Source organism: Pseudovibrio sp. Alg231-02, assembly GCF_900143565.1.
Lineage (GTDB): Bacteria > Pseudomonadota > Alphaproteobacteria > Rhizobiales > Stappiaceae > Pseudovibrio.
The window spans coordinates 207,833-228,260 of sequence record NZ_FREX01000010.1 but is presented as its reverse complement, the minus strand read 5'-3'; the positions used below and the strand labels follow the sequence as shown (position 1 = coordinate 228,260).

Below are 20,428 nucleotides of genomic sequence, written 5' to 3'. Positions count from 1 at the left end.
ATGTTGCTCGGTGAGCAGGTTGCTGTTTGTAATGTTTACCGTACTTCATGAAAATAGGTTGTTCTGGGGGAAGTTCGGGACTTTGAAAGCATCTCGGCTCTGAGGTTCTGTTTGAATTTTCCCTTATATTACAAGGGGAAGCCATTTTTGGCTTAGGTCAGGCCATTTTTGGCCTGCTTCTTTTCCTAGTATTTTCAAGGTGTTGCGCCAAATTCGTGGGCTTGATGCAGGTCTCCGGGCCAATTCTGGCCCATTATTACTCCCCTCTACGATCTGGATTTAGGTCAGATCTGAATCTTATTAGATTTTATTCTCTAGTTATTTCAACAAGTAAGCGAGTTCTGGTGTGCTCTCTTCTTCTATTTCTCTCACTCTGGCATGCAAGTTGCTGTTGTGTTGGTACGCAGCTGCAGACTGGGGTCTGGGGCTGTGGCCCATTCTCATCAAATGGGGTTCATTTATTTGTTTTGCTGCGTCTGTCCGCACACGGAGGGCGCTCACCAGGAGCATACTATGCCAACACCCGCTTATATCACCATTGAAGGGTCAACTCAGGGTCCAATCACTCAAGGCGCGTTTACTGAAGATTCCGTCGGTAACGTGTGGCAGGAAGGCCATGAAGACGAGATCATGGTGCAGGCCATTGATCACACTGTCATCATTCCTCGTGATATCCAGTCCGGCCAGCCAGCTGGTCAGCGCGTGCACACTCCGTTCAAGTTCACCTGCTCCATGAACAAGTCCATCCCGCTGCTKTATAATGCGCTGGTCTCTGGTGAGATGCTGCCTAAGTGTGAAGTTAAATGGTAYCGCACCAATTCTTCCGGCAAGCAGGAGCATTTCTTCACCACCTCCTTTGAAGATGCSCTGATCACCAACATCGAGTGTGGCCTGCCACATTGTCAGGATCCAAAGAAYGCTGACTTCACGCAGCTGATCACCATTGAACTGTCTTACCGCAAGATCATGTGGGAGCACACAGTCTCTGGCACGTCCGGTGCTGATGACTGGCGCGCGCCTGCAGCTTAAGTCTCTATTCTCATTGAGGATGGAAGTCAGATCCGGGCCAGCTTTGGCCCGGACACTGCCTATGGGCGAGTTAAACGATAGGCAGCATTTGATTTGGGCGTGATCTGCGGAGTTGGAATATGCAGTTTGTCTCTGGCAAAGCCTCAGCAAAGCGCGGCTACTTGCGTAGCTTCTTTCGCAGCTTGCTGTGGCGCCGGCGTAAGGTGGAGGCAATTGCTGAAGCTGCACCCAAAGAGTGCGATCCGGCAGGCACGGCGCATGTGGTCTTGCAAGGCCGTGACCGGCCTGAACGGTCTTCTGATGCACTGCATGAAGATCTGTCAGAAGAGCTGGAGATCCGGGGCTTTCTGGATCAGTTTCCCGGCCACCGCTTGATGGTCAAACCCGGGGATCAGCCGCACAAGGAGATATTCTGATGGTTTATCCGCTGGCGGAGCAGAGACTGGCGCAACAACATAGTGCAGCTCATGATGTAAATCCGGTTCAGGATGAGGCAATCGCGGTCTCTCTTGAGGCGTTTGCTCAGGCGATCGTGGATGCCCATCAGGGCATGGCGCTTATGACTGGTGGAGCTTTAGATTTAGCCACCTTGCCCGGTACATTGCTGGACAGCCGGTCAGGACATCAGCTTCTAAAAGAGATCGGTATTAAGGGGCGTTATTACACAAAGATAGCCAATGGGAAGACCTACGTGATCTTCAAGGGCTATCCTGCAGTGCGCGAGGTTCTTAAGGGGACACGGTATCTGTCGTCCTCTCCAAAGGTTGTTGCTTTTGGCATTGGACCTGAAGCCATTCGGGCAGGTGGCCGGGCGAATGCGATCATCATGATCACCTGTTATGTGGCCCTGGATGTCATGCAGTTCATCATGAGCGATACGCAGCTTTACAGCGAACTGTTTGCCAACATCATTGTCGATGTGGCGATCGGGGCTGTTGCCATTGGGGCTGGTATGGCCGCAGCAGCTGCTGGCGCGCTTCTGGCAGGTGCTATCACCACAGTTGCTATTCCTGCCCTTGCCATTACGGCTGGTGCCATTGTTGTTGGCATGGCTGTTGGCATGGCGCTTGGACAACTGGACAAGATGTTTGGCCTGCGAGAAAAGCTATCTGCTGCCTTGCGCTGGACTGGAGAAGCTGTTGCGCGCGGCCTTCAGAAAACCGGTCAAGTCATTCGAGAAGCACAGGTGTCCATGCGACAGAAGGTGGAAGAGCTTGAACGCCGCAGCAATCGGTTTTTCTATGATCTGGAACGCGAGACCATCTGGCATTTGGGTGGACCTGATCTTTACAACCAGATCTACAGGCGGTGATGATGATCAACTGGTACATCAATAAAACCGTTCATTTTGGCCAGTGGATTGGCCGGGATCCGCGCAGAGCCCACGGGTTCGCAGCCGCGCTCGATCTTTTGATGGTGTTTTTGGTGTGGAGTACGATCTCTGACTTTCTGTATGCGCAGCAGGTCATTGAGCTTGGACAAGACAACTTTGAAATTGCTCATGGCATCCAGGCTTTAGCTCTTGGATCTGTTGCGATCCCCATCACTCATTTTGTCTTTACGCCCTGGGGCCATCAACGGCTGCAATGGTCCGTAAAGACATACCTCATTCTCATTTTTGGATCGCTCCTGGTCTTTGCTATTTCTGGCAACCTATGGGCGCAATCAATTGGGCAAAGAGCGCAAGACGAAGGGTACTTACTTTGCCAGAACGAGTTCTTCGCACCGGCAAAATCCTTCCATACCTATGCGCGCCCGGGCACTTTATGTCCCGCTGATGAATGGCATTCCAAACCCTATCCACCGCCAGCGGTGAGGCCCTAACGAGCCCTCCAGACCACTCTCAATACTTGTACGTCCTTTGTTTTTTCTTTTGCCAGTGAGTTTGTTATGAATGCTATTGTCCAAATCCCGCAGCTCTTCCAGGAACAAGATCTGGCCTTCACCTTTGCAGCTCCTGCAGACCCGGAGGCCGGGTTGCTGGTCACCGGATTCTCGGCAACAGAGCGCCTTAACGGGCTCACACAGATCCAGATTGAGCTTGCCAGTCCCGACAATGCGCTCGACTTGCACTCCCTGCTGGACACGCCCGCCACACTGACCATTCATCATAAATACGAGGGCCTGCGCCATCTCTCCGGGGTAGTCGCTGAGATTGCCCGTGGTAATGAAGGTCATCACCGCACCAGTTACTCGCTCACGCTGCTGCCCAGCCTGCACCGTTTAGCCCATGGCTCTGACTGCCGGATCTTCCAGAAGAAAAGCGTACCTGAGATCGTCAAGATCCTGCTGAAAGAACACGGCGTAGAGGATGTGAAGTGGGATCTGACCGAGCCTCATGAGGCCCGCGAATACTGCGTGCAGTACCGGGAAAGTCACTTAAGCTTTTTAGATCGCATCACGGCAGAAGAAGGCATCTGGTACTACTTCACCTATGGCGCCAATGGCCAGCATACGCTGCAGTTCATTGATAACCCGCAGATTGTCTCGCAGCTGCCGGACCAGCCTAAGCTGGAATACAACACCATGGTTGGCGGGGCTGTCAAAGGCGTCTATTGCTCCAGCTTTGTCCTGCGTGAGCAGCTGCGAGCCACCAGCTTCATGCAGCGCGATTATTCCTTCAAGAACCCGCCTTACAACCAGCAACACGCCCATCAGCGCGGTGAAGACAACGGCTCTGCCGGAGACTATGCGCTCTATGAGTATCCGGGTCGCTACAAGGCCGATGGTGTTGGTAAGCCCTTCACAAAACACCGGCTGGAGGCAGCACGTGTAGAGGCCACCACAGGCCATGGCGCGACCAATGCCATTCACCTGATGGCCGGTCATCAGTTTGCCCTCACGGACCACCCGAACAGCGATTACAACATCAAGTATCATTTGCTCACCGTCTCCCATCAGGGCAGCCAGCCGCAAGCCGTGGCTGAGGAAGCTGGCAGTGGCACCACCACTTACAGTGCCGGGTTTGAGGTCATGCCCGCCCGCCTGCCATACCGGCCCAAACTGCTCAAAAAGCCCTTGGTGGATGGCCCTCAGATCGCTCATGTCACCGGGCCGGAAGGTGAAGAGATTTACTGCGATGAACATGGCCGGGTGAAAGTCTGGTTCCCATGGGATCGCTACGGCAAGAAAAACGACACTTCCTCCTGCTGGATCCGCGTTTCCTCCAACTGGGCCGGCGCCTCCTGGGGCCACATCGCCATCCCCCGCATCGGCCACGAGGTCATCGTAGACTTCCTCGAAGGCGACCCTGATCAGCCAATCATCACAGGACGGACCTACCACAACAACAACAAGTCTCCCTACACCCTGCCGGACTTTAAAACGGTTATGACAATCAAGTCGGATACCCACAAGGGTGTGGGTTCGAACGAATTGCGGTTTGAAGATCAGGCCGGGATGGAGCAAGTATATGTCCATGCCCAAAAAGATCAGGACATCGTTGTCGAGAATGACCGGCGTGAACATATCCGGCATGACCGGCATCAGATTGTCGAGAACAACCGACACCTGCTGGTCAAGAACAACCATTATCAGCACATAGCAAAAGATGAATATCGTCGCATTGATAATGAGACGAACTGGATCTTTGGCGGCAAACTGCTTTTCAAGGTCTATAACGCCCTGCATACAACGGTTTACGGGGCTGTTGTGAACAGTTTTCGTGCCAACCGCTCCACCATGATCAAGGGATCGGACAGCCTCAAGGTTGAAGGAGGCTCGACGACGACCATTTTGGGCAAGACCACGGTCAAGGCACCTAATATTGTTCTGGAAGGCACCGAAGAACTGACCATCAAGGGGCCGGGTGGTTTCGTCAAGATTGATTCCGGCGGGGTTACGATTGTCGGCAACAAAGTGAAAATCAACCAGGGTGGTAGCCCGGGGACGGCGGCGGATGCCGCCCCACCACCGCCTGAAGAGCCAACGGACCCGAAAGCTGCTGAGCTTGCAACCGACCGGGGATACAGGTGATATGGCGTTGTCCTATACCAATATCCCTGATCATGTCAGCTGGGATGATCTGGCATCTCTTCGTGATGAGGGCAGATTGTTTGCTCTTGTTGATGCCTGCGGGAACAAGGATGTTCCTGGACATGCGGCTGATCTGAAAGAGGATGGCTTTTGTCTCTATGAGGAGCTGGCCGAGGATTATTACAATACCGAAGCGCCCCATCTTGTCCGACCCAAGGACGAGATGTGGGAACATATTGTTGGCCTGACGCGAAGTGATGATGCTTGGGGCTTCTTTCTCGAGACATCTGATAGGGTTGCTACGTCCCATCTCGTTCAGCATTGGCGGAATTGGGTAAATGTCTATCCGCCTAAAGGGAACAGAACTGTTCTCTTCCGTTTCTACGACCCGCGCCTTCTCGAAACATTTTTGAGCACAATGACACCAGAAATGGCCCAAGCCTTCTGTGGTGATTTAGGGGCTTTTCATATCGCCCCGAACAGCAAGGACAAACGCTTTTATACCTATCGCATCAATCACACCGAAGAAGCCGGGATTGCCAGCCTTCCGCCCTACCGGGTAGGTGCCAGGCAGTTCGAAGCATTGCGGGGCAAGCAGACTGAGCTTCGGCATGAACGCATTTTGGATTTTCTGCGTAAGGGCTTTGGTGAAAAGTTGACTGACCGCGGTGATAAGGACTTGCTAGCACTCGTTGCAAGATCGGAGAAAACCGCCAAAAAGCTTGGATTTGAAATGGAACGGGACAAGGTGAAGTTCATTGTCCTGACGACTGCTTTTGGTGAGGGCTTCCACGAAAATGGCGTACTGCCAGAGGCGAAGTCCATTCTTTCCGGGCCAGATTTTATGTCCGGGCAATCAAAAATCGAACGATTGACGCAGGTGGCCAGGCGCAAGGATGCGTCCAGGCTTGGTGCAGCATAGGACAGGGGCAATGACACAGGCAGAAACAGCAGGCGGTCAGCCAACCGGAGATGTGATTGACCTGGCCGATCTTGATTTTTCAACGGTCAAGGAACACCCGGACAGGATTTGTGACCATTGTCCGAATGCATTGGCCGTTTTTGTTCATTATGAGGATTTTTTCCCGTCTCCAGGGGCTCCGTTTCACTTGATCCTGGAGGGGGGGGCGGAGACCAATGGCACCTGTGGTGACAACGGCATGGTGGCGATATATGGCCTGCCAAACGAGGCTGCCATGGTGCTGGCCGGTGAGGATGCCATTGAATACAAGCCGGAAAACCAGCAGAAGCGGAATCCAGATTATCTGAAAAACCAAGATATTGTTCGTGCGCGTCTTGCGCGGGATGAAGCGGAGCGCATGCGCGACGAGATTGACGGTACTGCGCTTGGTCGTCTGTTTGGTGGGCTGGACGATGATACACAGCGAAAAGTCAATGAATATAAACGGATTGAGGAAAGTGCGAGAAATACCCTACGGAAACTGGATGCTGATGATGAAAGTTGGTTTGGTTGGATATGGGGTGCGCTGCAAGGAGAGTGGAATGACAATCCGACAACCGGGCAGATTATCTTTGATGCAGCACTGACAGCTATTCCGATTATCGATCAGGTTGGCGATCTCAGGGATGTTTCTGCGATTGTGCTGAAGCTTTGTGATAGCAAGGTGCGGGAGGAAGAAGGCTGGTTGCTGTGGCTATCGCTAGGTATTTGCACCATCGGGCTGGTCCCTACTGTTGGATCGGTCGTCAAGGGGGTTTTCAAAACCATTTTCAATGCCTGCAAACCGTTTTTGAAGGCGACAGGCGATTTCCTGAAATCCTTCAAGAAGGCCGCATCACCAGAAATGATCAATTCCGTCATGGCTGTGGCGCGCTTCTTTTCTTCCGGCAATGCCGTCAAATGGCTTCAGGATCTGGCGGCCGATTTTCAGAAACTGATCAAGGAGGCTATGGGCCTCTTCAAAAAGTTTCTGGCTACCATGCAGCAACAAGCCAGCAAAGCGCTGGCAGAAGCACGGGCAAGCTGGACCTTGTGGGGATTGCGTGACACCTCTGGGTTGATCAAGGCAGCGGAACTGGCAGTTAGCAAGATTGTAGAATTCGCATCCAAGGCAGTTGGTATGGTCGAAAAAGCACTCGGAAAGCTCGACGATGTGTTTCAGGAATTTGTTCGCAAGATCATCAAATTTGCAGTTGGTAATCTGCGTGATGAAGACACGATCCGGGCTCTGACAAAAGATGCGGTGAAGATTTTTAAAAATGCTGCGGCTAGTGGTGCGGTGGCTGGTGGAACAGCCTCCGCAATCCAAGCCAGTGCGCCGAGCTAAAGGGAGAGAGATATGGCAAAAGCTCCTTCATCAGCAGCTCGAAATGCTGGTCAGGCCGGATTGAAAGCTGTTCGAAAAGCCGGCGGAGAAGCCGCCAGACTGAACGGGGTGACCAATATCAAAAAGAATGGCAAAGCTCCTGATGTCATTGACAGTTCAGCTGACGCGGCAAAGAAAGCAGAGCCTCCTAAAAAAAGTGTGCTGGATGATCATCCAAATGCAAAGCCCATAAGCGCGAAGGATCTTGAGGAAAAGCTCGGTCGTCACAATGCTGGCACCAACGCACCTAAGTTCAAGGATTGGGAGGAAAGTGGTGGCTGGCTGAAACACGATCCTGATACAGGGGCTGTGATCTATGGCAAGAATATGAACACTTCGACAAAGGGTAATATGGATGTTGAAATCCCCTATGTGAATGGTAAACCAATCTTCGACGACTTTACAGATTACACGACGCAAATTCGACCTTTTCAAGGTGATCGAGTCGATGATTACTATGAAGCCAATAAAAAGCTCATGAATGAAAAACGGCAGAAGGCGGAGGAAATCGGTGTGGTCAAGAAAAAAAAGAATGAGGCAAAGAGGTCTAGACCCCAAGCCAAGGGTGATACGGGTAGACAAAAATACGTTTGGCACCATCATGAAGATGGAACGTCTATGTTGTTGGTCGATTTTGAAGTACACGATCTATTTGATCACGCTGGAGGACACTCTGGGAAATGAAGTTTTATCGACGTACAGCTGAATAAAGGGGTTAATGATGCAAAAACTTTTCTTCTTGAGCGAGATTGAAACTGGCGATGTAACACTTTTTGATAAATGGGCGGAAAAACATTTTGGTGTTGGTTTACCAGATGATTTTCTTTCTTTCTTGCAAAAAAATGGCATCGGAGCAGACCCCATACCGTGTCAATATGATGGCAAGATTGGTATGGATCGGATGAAAATCGAAGAGTTTTATGGATATTTCCCGCCTGATGATCAGCAATCCATACAAACCCAAACTAATAAAGCTGTCGTTAATGATCGCATAAGTGGTGATATGTTGTTGTTTGCCTACGGTGGAGGGGGGCATTTGAAGTTTGCTTTGGCGATAAAGGAGCCACACAGAGGTAAGGTTTTTGCCTTTGTTGATAGTGGTGTTTATCTGGAAGGCGACCAGGCTAGGCTGGAAAACGGAGCTCTGCATCTTGCCAACACATTTAGCGAGTTTATTGATGGTCTTTTTGCAGATGAAGACGACCTTGATGATTGGGAAGATTCTATGGATTACTTACCTGATGAAATTAAAGAGAAATTTGGTTCTGGCTCATAAAGCGTAACGGCGTGTTGTTGGGTGAATAGTGCAGGCTGGTGCGGGTATGCATAAAGTGAAATTTAGGAGACCTTTTTCCAATGAAGGCTTGGAAAGGGGCATTGCCTATCACGAGAAAGCATTTGGGTTCAGTTTTCAGGATCACGAAAGCCTGAAGCAATATGTGGCGTTCTATCGGAGCTGTGGGGCAGGTGTCAGGCCTCTTCCTTACCGCTATGAAACAAATCAAGGTTCTCTACTAATTACGTTTTTTGCGAATCTTGCTCCACATCCAGAATATTCATTTGATGACGACGGAATTTCGGTTTTCTCTTGTACAAAAGATCTTGAAGATACGGGGATATGCGGCAATGTCAATGATGCCCTTATCATTGCATCCGGCAATCATTTGTCGATTGGATTGGTAATTAGGGGCAAGTGTATTGGTAAGGTTTTTGCGCTTGAGGATATCAATCCCCTGATTCTTGATGATGATATGGACGATATACCCTCAGACATTGAAGGCATAACCAAACTTGGTGACAGCTTTGAAGAATTTATCAATGCGCTGTCTGCAGATGAAGATGATATTGAGGAATGGGAAGAGGATTTTGGTGAGTAACTTTCTGTTCAAACAGAGGGTATGGGGAGCTGGGGATACCAGTACGAGAACGGCAATAAAAGTAACGTGTTCTTTTGCGGAGATAAGCTTGAACTGGAACTTTTAAGAGAATTTGGCCCATTGGATTTGTTTGTCAGGGCTCGTTGCGGGCTTCATCGGATTTTGATTTTTTGATTTTGAAGGAGAGGCGAAATGCCAAAAGCAGCACGATTGGGAGATATTGGATCAGGCCATGGCTGTTTTCCTCCGACACCGGCTATTAGCGGTTCCGGCGATACCTTCATCAACGGCAGAAAGGCCGTGAGGCTGGGTGATGCATTTGCACCGCATGGCTGTCCCCAATGCCCTCCTCATCCACGTTCCCTGTCTGCCGGGTCTGCTACCGTATTCATCAACGGCAAAAAAGCAGGTCGTGTGGGGGATAGTATCGGCTGTGGCGGCTCTGTTTCAGCCGGCTCCGGTGATACCTTCATTGGTGATGTGGGAATGGGTGGTCCTCTGAAGAGCTGCATGAAAGGCGCAAAGGATAATGCATCGCCCTTGCTGGATCCGGGTTTGAGCAGGCTGGAAGATCCTGCGTCGATCGAATTGCTCGCCTTCAAGGAGGCTCTGTCTATGCCAGTGCCTGAGCTAGGTGCATTCGTGCAGGATCAGCTCACTTCAATTCTTGAAAGTGGTATTCAAGACATCCTGTCCCACCATGTTGCCTCGCATCTTCCCAAAGTTGGGCTGGATGGTCTGACGAATAAAGCTCTTGATACGCTCAAAACCAAGGCATTGCACAGCGACGCCCTGATTGGAGCTCTGAAAGGCAAGGTTCCGGAAGTTACCTCTCAGGCTGTCTCCCGTGTTTCGCAGAATTTTTCCGATGCCGTGTCTTCCGAGACATCACTGGGGGAGCCATTGTCTGCGACTATACCGAATATTCCCGATAATCCGTTAGTGGCGGGATTGCATGATCTGGCCCAATCCGGAAACCCGGCAAAGCTGGAGTCTGTATTGCGTCCGCAGGCCTCGGATATGTGTGTAAAGCTCATGGCAAATGCCTGTGGTCTCTGAGTTTACCCGAACGTAGTTGAAGTTTAATCGGTCTTCACGCCTTCACAAATTGATTTTAAGGGTGCAGACACGAACATGCATGCAAGAAACAGGTCGGATTGGATCTGTCAAAGCGAGATTAAAAGAGAAAAATATGACTGTATCGAAGACAGCTAAACCCAGTCGGGTACGTGACTGTTACATGGCAAACCAGCATGCAGGGCATGTCAGAACTCCAAAGGGGTTTACCTGGCACCATGATGGCGCCAATCCGGGTACATTGCAACTTGTCGATTCCAGCATGCATAACGCCTTTCCTCACTCCGGTGGTGTTTCGGTAATCAAGGAGCAACTGAAGAATGGCTAAGGCAGTGATATTGGACGCTTCCACCGGGCTTGATGAAGCAGCTCTTGCATCTTTGGAAAAGAAACTAGGGTTTGCTCTGCCAGCAGATTACCGGTCGTTTTTGTCTCAGCACAATGGCGGTAGACCGATACCAGAATGCTTCTCGTTTCTTGATGATGATGGGCCCTATAGCGACTCTTTGGTGGACTGGTTTTTGTCAGTGGGAACTGATGATACGTCAGATTTACTGGATTATTGTTCCATGTATGTCGAGGACGAGCGTGTTCCATCCCATATGCTTCCCATTGCGCATGATCCGTTCGGTAATCTGATCCTGCTGTCCTTGTCTGGAGATGATGCAGGCGCGATATATTTCTGGGATCATGAAAATGAAGGCGACGCTGATTACAGCAATCTCAACTATATCGGGAAAAGCTTAGATCATTTCCTTGAACGTCTCTTCAGCTTTCAGGGCTGACCATGTCCATACTCTATGACCTTTACGATTATCGGGGGCAGAGGCCTGGAAACACCCGGCTTGTGGATTCAATTTTCAATCCTGTCTCTGGTGAAGCGACCTTTTCCAGAACTGATCTTTATTATCCAGGAAAAATTCCCCTCTTTCTGACCTCGACCTGGCAGTCCATGTCACTTTTCAACGGACAGACTGGCGAGGGATGGATTGATAACTGGAGCCTGTATGTTCTGCCGGGCCCGGAATGGTTGAGCCTTCACCTGCCAACGGGTGAGATAGCACGTTTCCAGATACCCTGGTCCGGGGGAATTTCCACCAATCCTGTTGTAAAGGACTGGAAGCTTGAAATCCTGAATATGCGCCCGACCTTTCGGGTAGCAGGGGGATTGTTTTACGAGTTTGGCCTGTCGGACGGTAAGAAAGTTTTTCTGCGCAGGTTATATAATGAAGCTGGCGATGAAATCCGTTTCAAACGGTCAGCCTACGGAAATTTGACCAGTGTTTCCCGCAGTGACGGGCTGCATCTTGATATTCATTGTGATGATTTGCAGATCAATCGGATTAGCGAGCGGGATAGGGTAACCGGTCAACTAAAGGATGTTGGGTCCTATCGATATGATGATGATGGCAGGCTTGTACAGGTTCGCTCGGCATATGCCGGAGAGTGGGCCTATATGTATAATGACGACGGGAAGCTTACCCACCGGGTGAGACCTTCAGGTGCGTTTGAAGCCTTGCAGCTAGATAGTGATAACCGGCTTTTGAATAGGCGCTTCAGGCATGGCATGGCGCCCTTGGAATGTGCCTATCCGGCCACTGACACGACGATAATCCGCCGTGGTGGAGATGCAATAACCGAATTCAGCATTGATTGTGACCAGGCCGTTCTTTCCTCTTTCAGGTTGGCAGATGGGCGAACCGTTACCTATCACTGGCGAGATGGCCGCTTGCATCGGGTGGAGGCAGGTGAAGATACAAGTCTGGAATTCTCATATGAGGATGAATGGGGCCTGCTCGCGTCAATAGAGGATGGTGATCAGGAGCTTTTGAGAATTGGTTATGACGATGCCGGAAATCCGCTTTCGATGAATTTCCGGGGTCTGGAATGGTTGCTGAAGTATGCTCAAGATACGAAAGCCCTGTCGGAACTTATAACGCCAGATACCAGCTTCTGCTTCGCAGACGGGGTGATACAAACACCTCGATTAGCCCGATTTTCTCCATCAGAATTATTCGGTTCTTTGGCTGAGATTGTACGAAAAAGGCCTCTGTCGGTAGCCGGTCTCATTGAATTGCCGCAGTCTGTTCAAGAGGGTAGAGCTGAGATATTGCTTGCCCATATGCATGATATTCTTTCGGCTCCTGTTGAAAGAACCACCTGGCGAGGAGCTCTTTCCGGGGATCCTTCTTGTATTCATGTGGGCCTGCCTCATAATCTTCTGGACGGTATGTCTAGTTTGTTTCATGCGGCTTTTCTGGGGGTATCTGAGCCTTTGTTATCTCCTTTTTCCTCCAATGTGGTGCCTGTATCGCATCTTCAGTTTTACCATGCTGATAATCACTCTGATTTTGTCGAGATTGGAACCGAAGTTATTGGTCGGGATGTCTTTGGTCGCCCGGTCGGTTTGGAGGATCGCTCCGTCGAAGTGGGTTTCAGTCGTTCCGGGTTTATAAATGATCTTGCAGTTGCAGGTAGTTCCGAGGAATGGACCTTTTCCTCAACGGGGGCTGATGTGTTTGACATTGCCCGAACAGCTCATTTGGCAAGATCCGAACAATCTGATGGAAACATCAAAACCAATGTCCATCAATGGGATGCAAACTTGACTGGCCAACCTCAGCAATCGCTGGATGCTGCGTTTGATGGCGTTGGTCGCCTTTGCAGTTTGACCGATGGTCAGCAGGTTCTCAAAAGAAATTATTTGGGAACACTTCTTGAAACGGAACAGATTGACGACAGGGTTTTTCGCTACACCTATGATGATACTGGTCGGTTAAGTGCTGTTACAAGTGATCACTTTTTTGCTCAGATTGAGAGGGACGAGGGTTGCGACATCCTAAAACTGAATGGGCAAAAATTTAAATGCTATTCAGATCAAAGCTGGCAAGTTATCGACGATCCTGACCACGCGATTTTTCGATTCAATACCGAAACGGACTATGTAACCGGAATTGTCCAATCGGGGACTATTGATAATCAGCATGGCATTCAAACCAGTTTTTCAAGGAGATTTTCCGACAAGGAAGGCGAATGCATCGACGCTTCAGGAACAGATCGCTACACATTAAGAGCAAATGGGTTTGTCTGCGAAAGTGCGGGTTTCTACCTGAATGTGAACCAAGTGGATGATTATTTGAGGATTGACTTGAATGGTCAGGAACTGCTGATCACAGATCATGGTGACCGGTTTGCTCTGGAGTCCAAAGGTCGAGAAGTGGCATTTAATACTCAGCATAACCCTGCTGGGGCTGTTCAAACCGTGACGCTCGTTGCGGATGACCGGGATATTCTATGCTACGAATTTGATCGTGATGTTGTTGGTAGGGTTAAGTCCATTCGATTTTCCAATTTGCTTCCAGGATTTTTGCAAAACTCAAGGGCAAGTAATCTTCATGATGAGGTAGATCTCAATTATACTCTTACGGGTCAGATTTGTGATGTCAGAATGAAGGAAATCGGGGGAACACGACGCTTCTGTAGCCCTTATTATGCTGCAGGACATCGCTGGTTTATGATGCTGGATAATGAACCGGTTTCGTGTCTACCCTGTATGAATGGGGTGCTGCTCAGAACCGACGATAAGACACGCTATACCTTTCCCTTCGATCACACTCTTTTCGGTGCTGATGCTTCTTCGCGAATAGCCGTACGTATGTCAAAACTGAACAGCTTTGGAATGTTTAGTGGTATGTTTTATGTCCTGTCGCGGCTGCAGGTTCTCGATAACTTCTTTCCTTTTGGTCAATTGATCCCCGAAGGTCTGATATGGCCTCAAATACCGTTCTGGAAGGGACCTTACGGGGCGCCATCAAGTTAACTCTGACCCCAGTCTTAATGAGTAAGCGAGCACTATGACCTCAGTTCCGATCAGTTACAAGCACCACCGGTTTCTGCCTTAAATCATTGCCCATGTTGTATGGCTCTATCGTAACCGGTGTTCAGTCCTCGCCTTCCAATTTTGATTTTTGGAGTGCGTCGCGTTTAATCGGTTTCATATCCTACAGCCTTGAAGACGTTGCTACACTCATCCTCTTTGAACCGTTGGCAGACTTACCCGACAGCCTGCCAGAGCTCGTGATAACTTCTTGCAGCCGCCTTTCGAATGCTTGACGATGTAATCTCGATAGGATTCAGGGCGGGAGGAGCAAAAACTACGCGCCGCGTTGTCTAAGATATTGCGTGAGCGGTGAGCGTGCGGTGAAGGCCTAAGCACAGATCAGTTGATTTGAGTAAGGAAGTGTTTCGACCCGAGATCTTGCTGACTGGAGTGAGAAATGAGGCAAAAAGACATGCTACTTGACTGGCTGTTTTGAGAACTGCTTTCCGAGAGTAGGTTCCCTTTCGTTCTACTCGTTACTAAACGAAAATTTTTACGCATTCTCACTCCCCAGTTTGCACTAGTCTACAGTGGTGTTCGTGATTGTTAGGTTAGGAGATCCAATGGGGGAGATTGCAGCGTATGATCTGACGCTTGTCGAAGGGCATTTCTTCAAAGATGCTTTCGAAGGATTACTGTTTGATCGAGATGAAGTGAGTGAAGCAATCTATGACGCAAGCGTGGTTGCATCGGTTTACGATTGGTCGCTCGAGGGCATTTGTTCTTATTTTTCCTATCTCTCGCCTAGCTGTTGGCCTGTAACTGCTGACCTTCGAACTTTAACTCAATGCCACAAGAAAACAGTTCTTCCCGAGTGGCTAGATGACCATGGGTTGATGGAAATCCTTGAGAGCGGCAAAGTTCCCCAGAGAGCTGAGGAAAAGCTAGCAACTCAGCTGATATTTGAAACGTATTTGGCTCTGATCTCAGCTCTGCAGTGTGGTGAGCTCATAGTGAAAGGACGTGAGAGCGCCCTAGCTGAAGCTGTTGACGTGCCTGCCTCTCTCTGGTCCTCTGAGTTCTCCTATGTCTCATTGCGAAGAAATGAACTCTTACGTGTTGATGGTGATCAGCGGCAAGTGCTGGCCGAAGATTTGACGATATTTGTGGCTCAAAGCACGAAGGCAAAGCGCAACTCTAATTCTGATAGTAAAGGCCGTTTTGTTGAGGCTGATGTCATCCGTTTTCTCGAAGCGCTTGGGGACCAGCCACGCTCAACGAAGGCGGAGGTACGGAGGGAAGTATTGCAGCTCTTCCCGGGAGTAAGTGGGCGTCAGTTTGATCGCCTGTGGGGTGATTATGCACCGAAGTCGTTTAAACAAGCAGGCCGTATTCCTTCAAAATGATCAGAGACATAAATTAAAACACCCGCACTGATTAATCGTGCCACCTATTTTTACCGGTGAAATCCAATCAGCATTTCCTCATCGTAAATGAGCGGAGATGATGGTTATGAGGACGGAACTGAACAGCGTTGAGAACGCTTTGATTACGGAAGCTGCTGCGGCGGATTATCTTGGAATTTCTATACGGACCATACAGGCGTGGCGGGTGCGTGGTGGTGGGCCGAAATATGTGAAGCTGGGTAAGGCGGTACGCTACCGGCCTTCTGACATACAGGTATGGATTGAATCTCATTTGACCAGCTCCACGAGTGAAGTGGGGGCGAGGTCATGAGACGGCGACACAATCCCCGCATTGCTTTTCAGCGCATAGCCAGAGCTGCTTTATTGCATGGTGATACGATCTGCAGGCAGTGGCTTCCCGGTGGGCGACTTTGTGGCTGTGAGTATACCGTTAAGAACCCGCGCCGGATTGATCGGCGGGCCGGTTCCTTCAAGATCAATATAGCTTCAGGTTTGTGGTGTGACTTTGCGACTGGTGAAGGCGGGCGGGATTTTATCAGCCTTGGAGCCTATCTGTTCTCACTCTCGCAAAAGCAAGCCGCTTGCAATCTGGCTGATATGATTGGAGTGGATGCTTATGAGTGATCCGTTTGCTCCAATCAAAACAGACCAAGCAACCAAATCCAATCGAACGCCGCCACAAAAGGCGATTGTGCTTCCGGTGCCAGATGAGGCACCGGAGCCTCCTGCTTTCCATCCTAAGCTTGGGATGCCGTCGCATCGATGGACCTACCGAGATACGAGTGGTGCAGTGCTTGGCTATATCTGCCGTTTTGATATCGAAGGGGAGGGTAAGAGCTACCGTCCGCTGTGTTTGTTCCAAGTTGGAGAGCAGTTGAAATGGCGATGGGAGACGTGGCCGCAGCCGAGGCCGCTATATGGCTTGGAGCTTCTGGCAGAAGCTCCAGATGCGCCCGTTATTATTGTTGAGGGGGAGAAGGCTGCGGATGCTGCAAGGCAGTTGTTACTGAAACATGTTTGTATCAGCTCTCCCGGTGGCTCCAACGCTGCCAAGAAAGCGGGGTGGTCTGCGCTTAAAGGGCGAGATGTTTTTATCTGGCCTGATGCGGATGAGGCAGGGTTGAAGTTTGCGTATGATGTTGCCGGTTGCCTTGAGAAGGTTGGAGCAGCATCGGTGAGGATTCTTGATCCGCCGGATGATGTTTCCAATGGCTGGGATGCTGCTGATGCCTTGGCGGATGGATGGACGCCAGAGCAGGCCGAAGCTTTCGTCTTGCCTTCTCAAGCAGAAGATGCGGAAGAGCTGGAAGCTAAGCCGCGTGCGCGTGGTGTGAGTTTGTTATCAGTCGCGCAGGATCTGGAGCTTTGGCATTCTCCGCAAAAAGACGCCTTTGCCACTGTGTTTGTGAATGGTCACTATGAGCATTGGCCGGTTGAGAGCCAAAGCTTCAAGCGTTGGCTGGTGGGGCGATATTATGAAAAGACCGGGCTTGCACCTTCAACGCAAAACCTAGGTGATGCCTTGCGGGTGTTTGAGGTGCGTGCGTTGGAGCAGGGTGCTTGTCGTGTGCCGTATATGCGGACTGGCTGGCAAGATGGAGAAAGCTGGCTCGATCTGGCAGATGAGAGCTGGCGAGCGGTCCGTATCACCCGTGACGGTTGGGAGGTGATCAGTAATCCTCCCGTCAAGTTCATCCGCAAGCAGACTATGTCTGCGTTACCCGTGCCTGAAAAAGGGCATGGCATTGAAGAGATGCATCATCTGATTAATGCGGAGGAAGAGGACTGCAAGCTTGTTCTTGGTTGGATGGTGGCGTGCTTGTGGGGGCGTAGTCGGAGTTATCCGGTTTTAGCACTTGGTGGAGAGCAAGGTAGTGGCAAGAGCACTATGGCGCGGCTGTTGCGGTCGATTACAGATCCCTGTGCGGTTTCTGCGTCCTCTCTTCCCAAGGATGAGCGTGACCTTATGGTGATGGCGCAAAACGGGCATGTGCTCAACTTCGATAATGTCTCGAAAATGGAAGGCTGGTTGTCTGATGCGATTTGCCGGATGGCGACGGGGAGTGGGTTTATCTCTCGTAAGCTGCACACGGATGGCGATGCCTATTGGTTTCAAGGGGCGCGGCCTGTGCTGCTTAATGGCATTCCTGCGCTGACTGAGCGGGCTGATCTGGCAGAGCGGGCGCTTTCTGTTCGCCTCAAGAGGATTGATGAAGTGGGCCGTCAGCCGGAAGAGCTGTTCTGGCAAGAATGGGAGCAGCTCAAACCGCGTATGCTTGGTGCTCTACTGGATGCATTGAGCGCGGCCATTCGCAATATTGAGAGTGTGCATTTGGATCGCCATCCACGTATGGCGGACTTTGCGCGGTTGATGGTGGCTGCCTCTTCTGGTCTTGGCTGGGAGGAGGGTGAGTTTCTGGAAGCTTATGAAAGCAACCGGCGTGGTACGGCGGAAGCTGTGTTTGAAGGTGATCCGGTTGCGGTGGCTCTCTATGAGTTTCTCATGGTCCGGCAAGGTGGTGAGAGCTGGGTGGGTACGGCAACTGAGCTGCTGACAGAGCTCAATATGGTTGTGAGTGACCAGATCAGAGGCTCGCGCTTTTGGCCGCAAAAGGTAAATGCCTTTGGGAATGCGGTAGATCGAGCGGCTCCATTGCTGAGGCAAAAGCGTATTCAGGTGCTGAAGAAGGCGACGGGTTCAAAGCGGTTGATTTATCTGGATGTGATTTAGTCGTTTCCTCTTCCCAAACATCACGGGTCCTTCCCGGGCTTTTCCTTGCCTACGGGTAGTTCGAGACCACGGCGCGAGTGCCTATGTGGTTTTCGCGAGGGCTTGGTGTTGATGTTCTTGTTGTTGTTCTCCTTTTTTGGCCCCGCTAATCCTATGGGTTTGTGGAGGAATTCGGTTTCCTTGCATTGACACCTTGCGCCAATCATCGCATGGTCATCTTGAGGCGTCAGAACCTCATGTACGAGCGGTCACCGCAACCGTTAATTCGCGGCTTTTTTGTGTCTGGAGTTGGTTCTCCAAACGCAAACTCTCGCTTATGGGCGGGAGGGCGGTGAATACAATACCCTTTGCGGGGGAATAAACCCGCCTGCCTCGTACAGGTTCTGAACCTCCCGCTCGCCAGTGGGCCATCAGAAGCCTTCTGTTGAGTGGTGTTCTAACTACTTACGAGGGTTTTTAGATGACTGATACTGGTAAAGAGAAATGTGCCCATACGTCCCTTCGCAATGAAGTGGACCAGCTTCACCTCACAGCCAACCACCTCAAAAATCTGGTTTATTCTATGAGTGTGGTTCTGAGCGAACGCATGGAGCACACACAGGAGTATGAAGCGTTGCTGACGCTGTTTGATACTGTGCGCAATCACATTGAAGATGTGCAGGGAAGTAGCGAGAAAATCTCGGAGCTGCTCGAACCTTGTGCGCTGGAAGTCTCCAAAGACTAAAAAACATGGAATGAAGAGGGGCATTGCCTCTCACGGAATATTCTGGCTTGGGAAGCGCGATGCTTCTCAGGCCTTTTTTGATTGGCGACTAGAACGCTGATGTTTGCGCTGTGTGAACTTTAATTGAGTGCCATGCTTGGCTTATAGCCTACAAGAATGCGTTGCTCATTAAAGCGCTCGATACGTATCTGAAGCCAGTTTCTTTCATCAGATAAAACCCAATCTGTGATTACTGGATCTATCCGTTTGATTTTATCGAGATAAGGTAGTGGCTCCCCTGTTTGTAGATTGGTGGCATGAACTTTGAGCTCTGGAGTTAATGCGTTTATTTTTTCAGCAACCTGTTGAAGGGTATCCCGTTTTTGTGCGTCTTTTGTAGGGAAGCTAGCTGCAAACATTAGCGTGCCATATAAGCATTCATCATCGTGCCCCGCGATTTTGACATTTCGACCTAGTTCGTCGAGCTGCTTGTCTAAATGCTGCGATCTTGAGAACATACGTAACCGATGTCGAAATCCAGAGAAGGTCGTGTTCAACAACAAGGAGGTCGGATACAGGTCTTGAAGATTAATTGTATCAGACACTTTCGCAAGTTCGGATGCTACCGGCTTCTCGCCAAACATGATGGTGGGGTCGATAGTTTCAAACTCAGCAGGTGTGTTGCGTAAGGTTGCACCTGCCGTTTGGAAATCCTTATCCATCACTCGTTCAACAAAGTGCGCTCCGCCCAGAAGATCACCCATAGCGCTAACAGCACGTTTTGCTGTCTCCACTGTGCTATCCAAGGAAAAATCATAGAAGGTTGTGGTGCCACTTAGGTCTAACCAGCATTCTTTGCGGATTTCGGCGAGGGTTGGCATGGGTGGCCTCTCACCATTGATTGTTATCCCTGCAATCGAACATAATTGACCCAATGACATCCCACCGTGAAGTTGTGGCCCCAATTGGAGTCCAAGGATTTCCTTCCCATTACTAATTGCATCTCCACTGGGTTCATTGCTGATGTCTACCGATAAGTAACCGCCCCGATACCTGCAATATATGCCGTAGCCATCTTGCGTCGTGCCTTCAAATTGAGAGGGTGCCCAACCGCCGCCATCCAAGCTTATGCAGTCTAAGTTCAGAGGCATTACTTTCGGTGGAGTGTGGAATTGGTGTGGTTGGAAGTTAGGCATCGTTTACCTGTTAGATCACATCGTTTGCGCGAGTAGAGCTGAAGCTGCAATAGTTGTCACTTCAGCTTGTACCAAAGAGCCCTGCGGTAAAACTGACACGACAGTTCTCGTCGTATAATTTGCAGCTCACTAAATCAGTTTTTTCTTTCTATAGCCGTCGAATTATCTGAGGCGCATAAGTTAATCTGAGTTGGAGGATAACTGAGCATCTGGAGGCTGTGACGAGCGGTTACAAAGATCTGACGGCTTGGTTTGCGTCAAGCCTC

The 20,428-nt window shown here is 50.2% G+C and carries 20 protein-coding genes; 19 read left to right on the top strand and 1 reads right to left on the bottom strand.

Annotation, left to right across the window (positions count from 1 at the left end; all coding sequences use genetic code 11):
• Window positions 1-513 precede the first annotated feature (513 nt).
• The 19 genes from DHN43_RS22745 (at window position 514) to DHN43_RS22650 (ending at window position 18,987) form a co-directional block, all read left to right on the top strand.
• Window positions 514-1,029 (top strand): Hcp family type VI secretion system effector, encoded by a 516-nt coding sequence (locus DHN43_RS22745; RefSeq protein WP_057465969.1) that lies wholly within the window; start codon window positions 514-516, stop codon window positions 1,027-1,029.
• A 119-nt stretch (window positions 1,030-1,148) separates the two neighbouring features.
• Window positions 1,149-1,445, top strand: a complete 297-nt coding sequence (locus DHN43_RS22740) for a hypothetical protein (RefSeq protein WP_108820144.1) — start codon at window positions 1,149-1,151, stop codon at window positions 1,443-1,445.
• Window positions 1,445-2,341, top strand: coding sequence for a hypothetical protein (locus DHN43_RS22735; RefSeq protein WP_108820143.1), 897 nt, complete (start codon window positions 1,445-1,447; stop codon window positions 2,339-2,341). Before DHN43_RS22740 ends, DHN43_RS22735 begins: the two co-directional genes overlap by 1 nt.
• Window positions 2,342-2,343: 2 nt before the next feature.
• A complete protein-coding gene (locus DHN43_RS22730) occupies window positions 2,344-2,853 on the top strand; it encodes a hypothetical protein (RefSeq protein WP_159096963.1) in 510 nt (169 codons plus the stop codon).
• A 66-nt stretch (window positions 2,854-2,919) separates the two neighbouring features.
• Entirely contained in the window at window positions 2,920-5,004 is a 2,085-nt protein-coding gene (locus DHN43_RS22725; protein WP_108820141.1) for a type VI secretion system Vgr family protein, read from the top strand.
• Between the two features lie 76 nt (window positions 5,005-5,080).
• A complete protein-coding gene (locus DHN43_RS22720; RefSeq protein WP_159096962.1) occupies window positions 5,081-5,926 on the top strand; it encodes a DUF4123 domain-containing protein in 846 nt (281 codons plus the stop codon).
• A 10-nt stretch (window positions 5,927-5,936) separates the two neighbouring features.
• Window positions 5,937-7,292, top strand: a complete 1,356-nt coding sequence (locus DHN43_RS22715; RefSeq protein WP_108820139.1) for a hypothetical protein — start codon at window positions 5,937-5,939, stop codon at window positions 7,290-7,292.
• Between the two features lie 12 nt (window positions 7,293-7,304).
• Entirely contained in the window at window positions 7,305-8,015 is a 711-nt protein-coding gene (locus DHN43_RS22710) for an HNH endonuclease (protein WP_108820138.1), read from the top strand.
• A 37-nt stretch (window positions 8,016-8,052) separates the two neighbouring features.
• On the top strand, window positions 8,053-8,607 hold the full coding sequence (locus DHN43_RS22705; RefSeq protein ID WP_159096961.1) for an SMI1/KNR4 family protein: 555 nt from the start codon (window positions 8,053-8,055) through the stop codon (window positions 8,605-8,607).
• A gap of 46 nt (window positions 8,608-8,653) precedes the next feature.
• Complete coding sequence (locus tag DHN43_RS22700; RefSeq protein ID WP_159096960.1) at window positions 8,654-9,208, top strand: hypothetical protein; 555 nt, start codon at window positions 8,654-8,656, stop codon at window positions 9,206-9,208.
• A 192-nt stretch (window positions 9,209-9,400) separates the two neighbouring features.
• Window positions 9,401-10,267, top strand: coding sequence for a PAAR domain-containing protein (locus tag DHN43_RS22695; RefSeq protein WP_108820135.1), 867 nt, complete (start codon window positions 9,401-9,403; stop codon window positions 10,265-10,267).
• 133 nt (window positions 10,268-10,400) lie between these two features.
• Complete coding sequence (locus DHN43_RS22690) at window positions 10,401-10,613, top strand: HNH endonuclease signature motif containing protein (RefSeq protein WP_109314613.1); 213 nt, start codon at window positions 10,401-10,403, stop codon at window positions 10,611-10,613.
• Window positions 10,606-11,070 (top strand): SMI1/KNR4 family protein, encoded by a 465-nt coding sequence (locus tag DHN43_RS22685; RefSeq protein ID WP_108820134.1) that lies wholly within the window; start codon window positions 10,606-10,608, stop codon window positions 11,068-11,070. The genes DHN43_RS22690 and DHN43_RS22685 overlap by 8 nt, the downstream gene beginning before the upstream one ends.
• Window positions 11,071-11,072: 2 nt before the next feature.
• Window positions 11,073-14,105, top strand: a complete 3,033-nt coding sequence (locus DHN43_RS22680; protein WP_108820133.1) for a DUF6531 domain-containing protein — start codon at window positions 11,073-11,075, stop codon at window positions 14,103-14,105.
• Window positions 14,106-14,728: 623 nt separating this feature from the next.
• A complete protein-coding gene (locus DHN43_RS22675) occupies window positions 14,729-15,511 on the top strand; it encodes a hypothetical protein (RefSeq protein WP_108820132.1) in 783 nt (260 codons plus the stop codon).
• Between the two features lie 106 nt (window positions 15,512-15,617).
• Window positions 15,618-15,842 (top strand): helix-turn-helix transcriptional regulator, encoded by a 225-nt coding sequence (locus tag DHN43_RS22670; protein WP_193757811.1) that lies wholly within the window; start codon window positions 15,618-15,620, stop codon window positions 15,840-15,842.
• Window positions 15,839-16,156, top strand: coding sequence for a hypothetical protein (locus tag DHN43_RS22665; RefSeq protein WP_108820131.1), 318 nt, complete (start codon window positions 15,839-15,841; stop codon window positions 16,154-16,156). Before DHN43_RS22670 ends, DHN43_RS22665 begins: the two co-directional genes overlap by 4 nt.
• Window positions 16,149-18,263, top strand: a complete 2,115-nt coding sequence (locus DHN43_RS22660; protein WP_108820130.1) for a DUF6371 domain-containing protein — start codon at window positions 16,149-16,151, stop codon at window positions 18,261-18,263. Before DHN43_RS22665 ends, DHN43_RS22660 begins: the two co-directional genes overlap by 8 nt.
• Before the next feature lie 460 nt (window positions 18,264-18,723).
• Window positions 18,724-18,987 carry a hypothetical protein gene (locus DHN43_RS22650; protein ID WP_014286557.1) on the top strand — a complete coding sequence of 88 codons (264 nt, stop codon included), beginning with the start codon at window positions 18,724-18,726 and terminating at the stop codon, window positions 18,985-18,987.
• Window positions 18,988-19,106: 119 nt separating this feature from the next.
• Here DHN43_RS22650 and DHN43_RS22645 read toward each other — a convergent pair whose 3' ends face one another.
• The gene (locus tag DHN43_RS22645) at window positions 19,107-19,847 is read right to left on the bottom strand and encodes a hypothetical protein (RefSeq protein ID WP_159096959.1); all 741 of its coding nucleotides are present in this window, start codon (window positions 19,845-19,847) and stop codon (window positions 19,107-19,109) included.
• Between the last annotated feature and the right edge of the window lie 581 nt (window positions 19,848-20,428).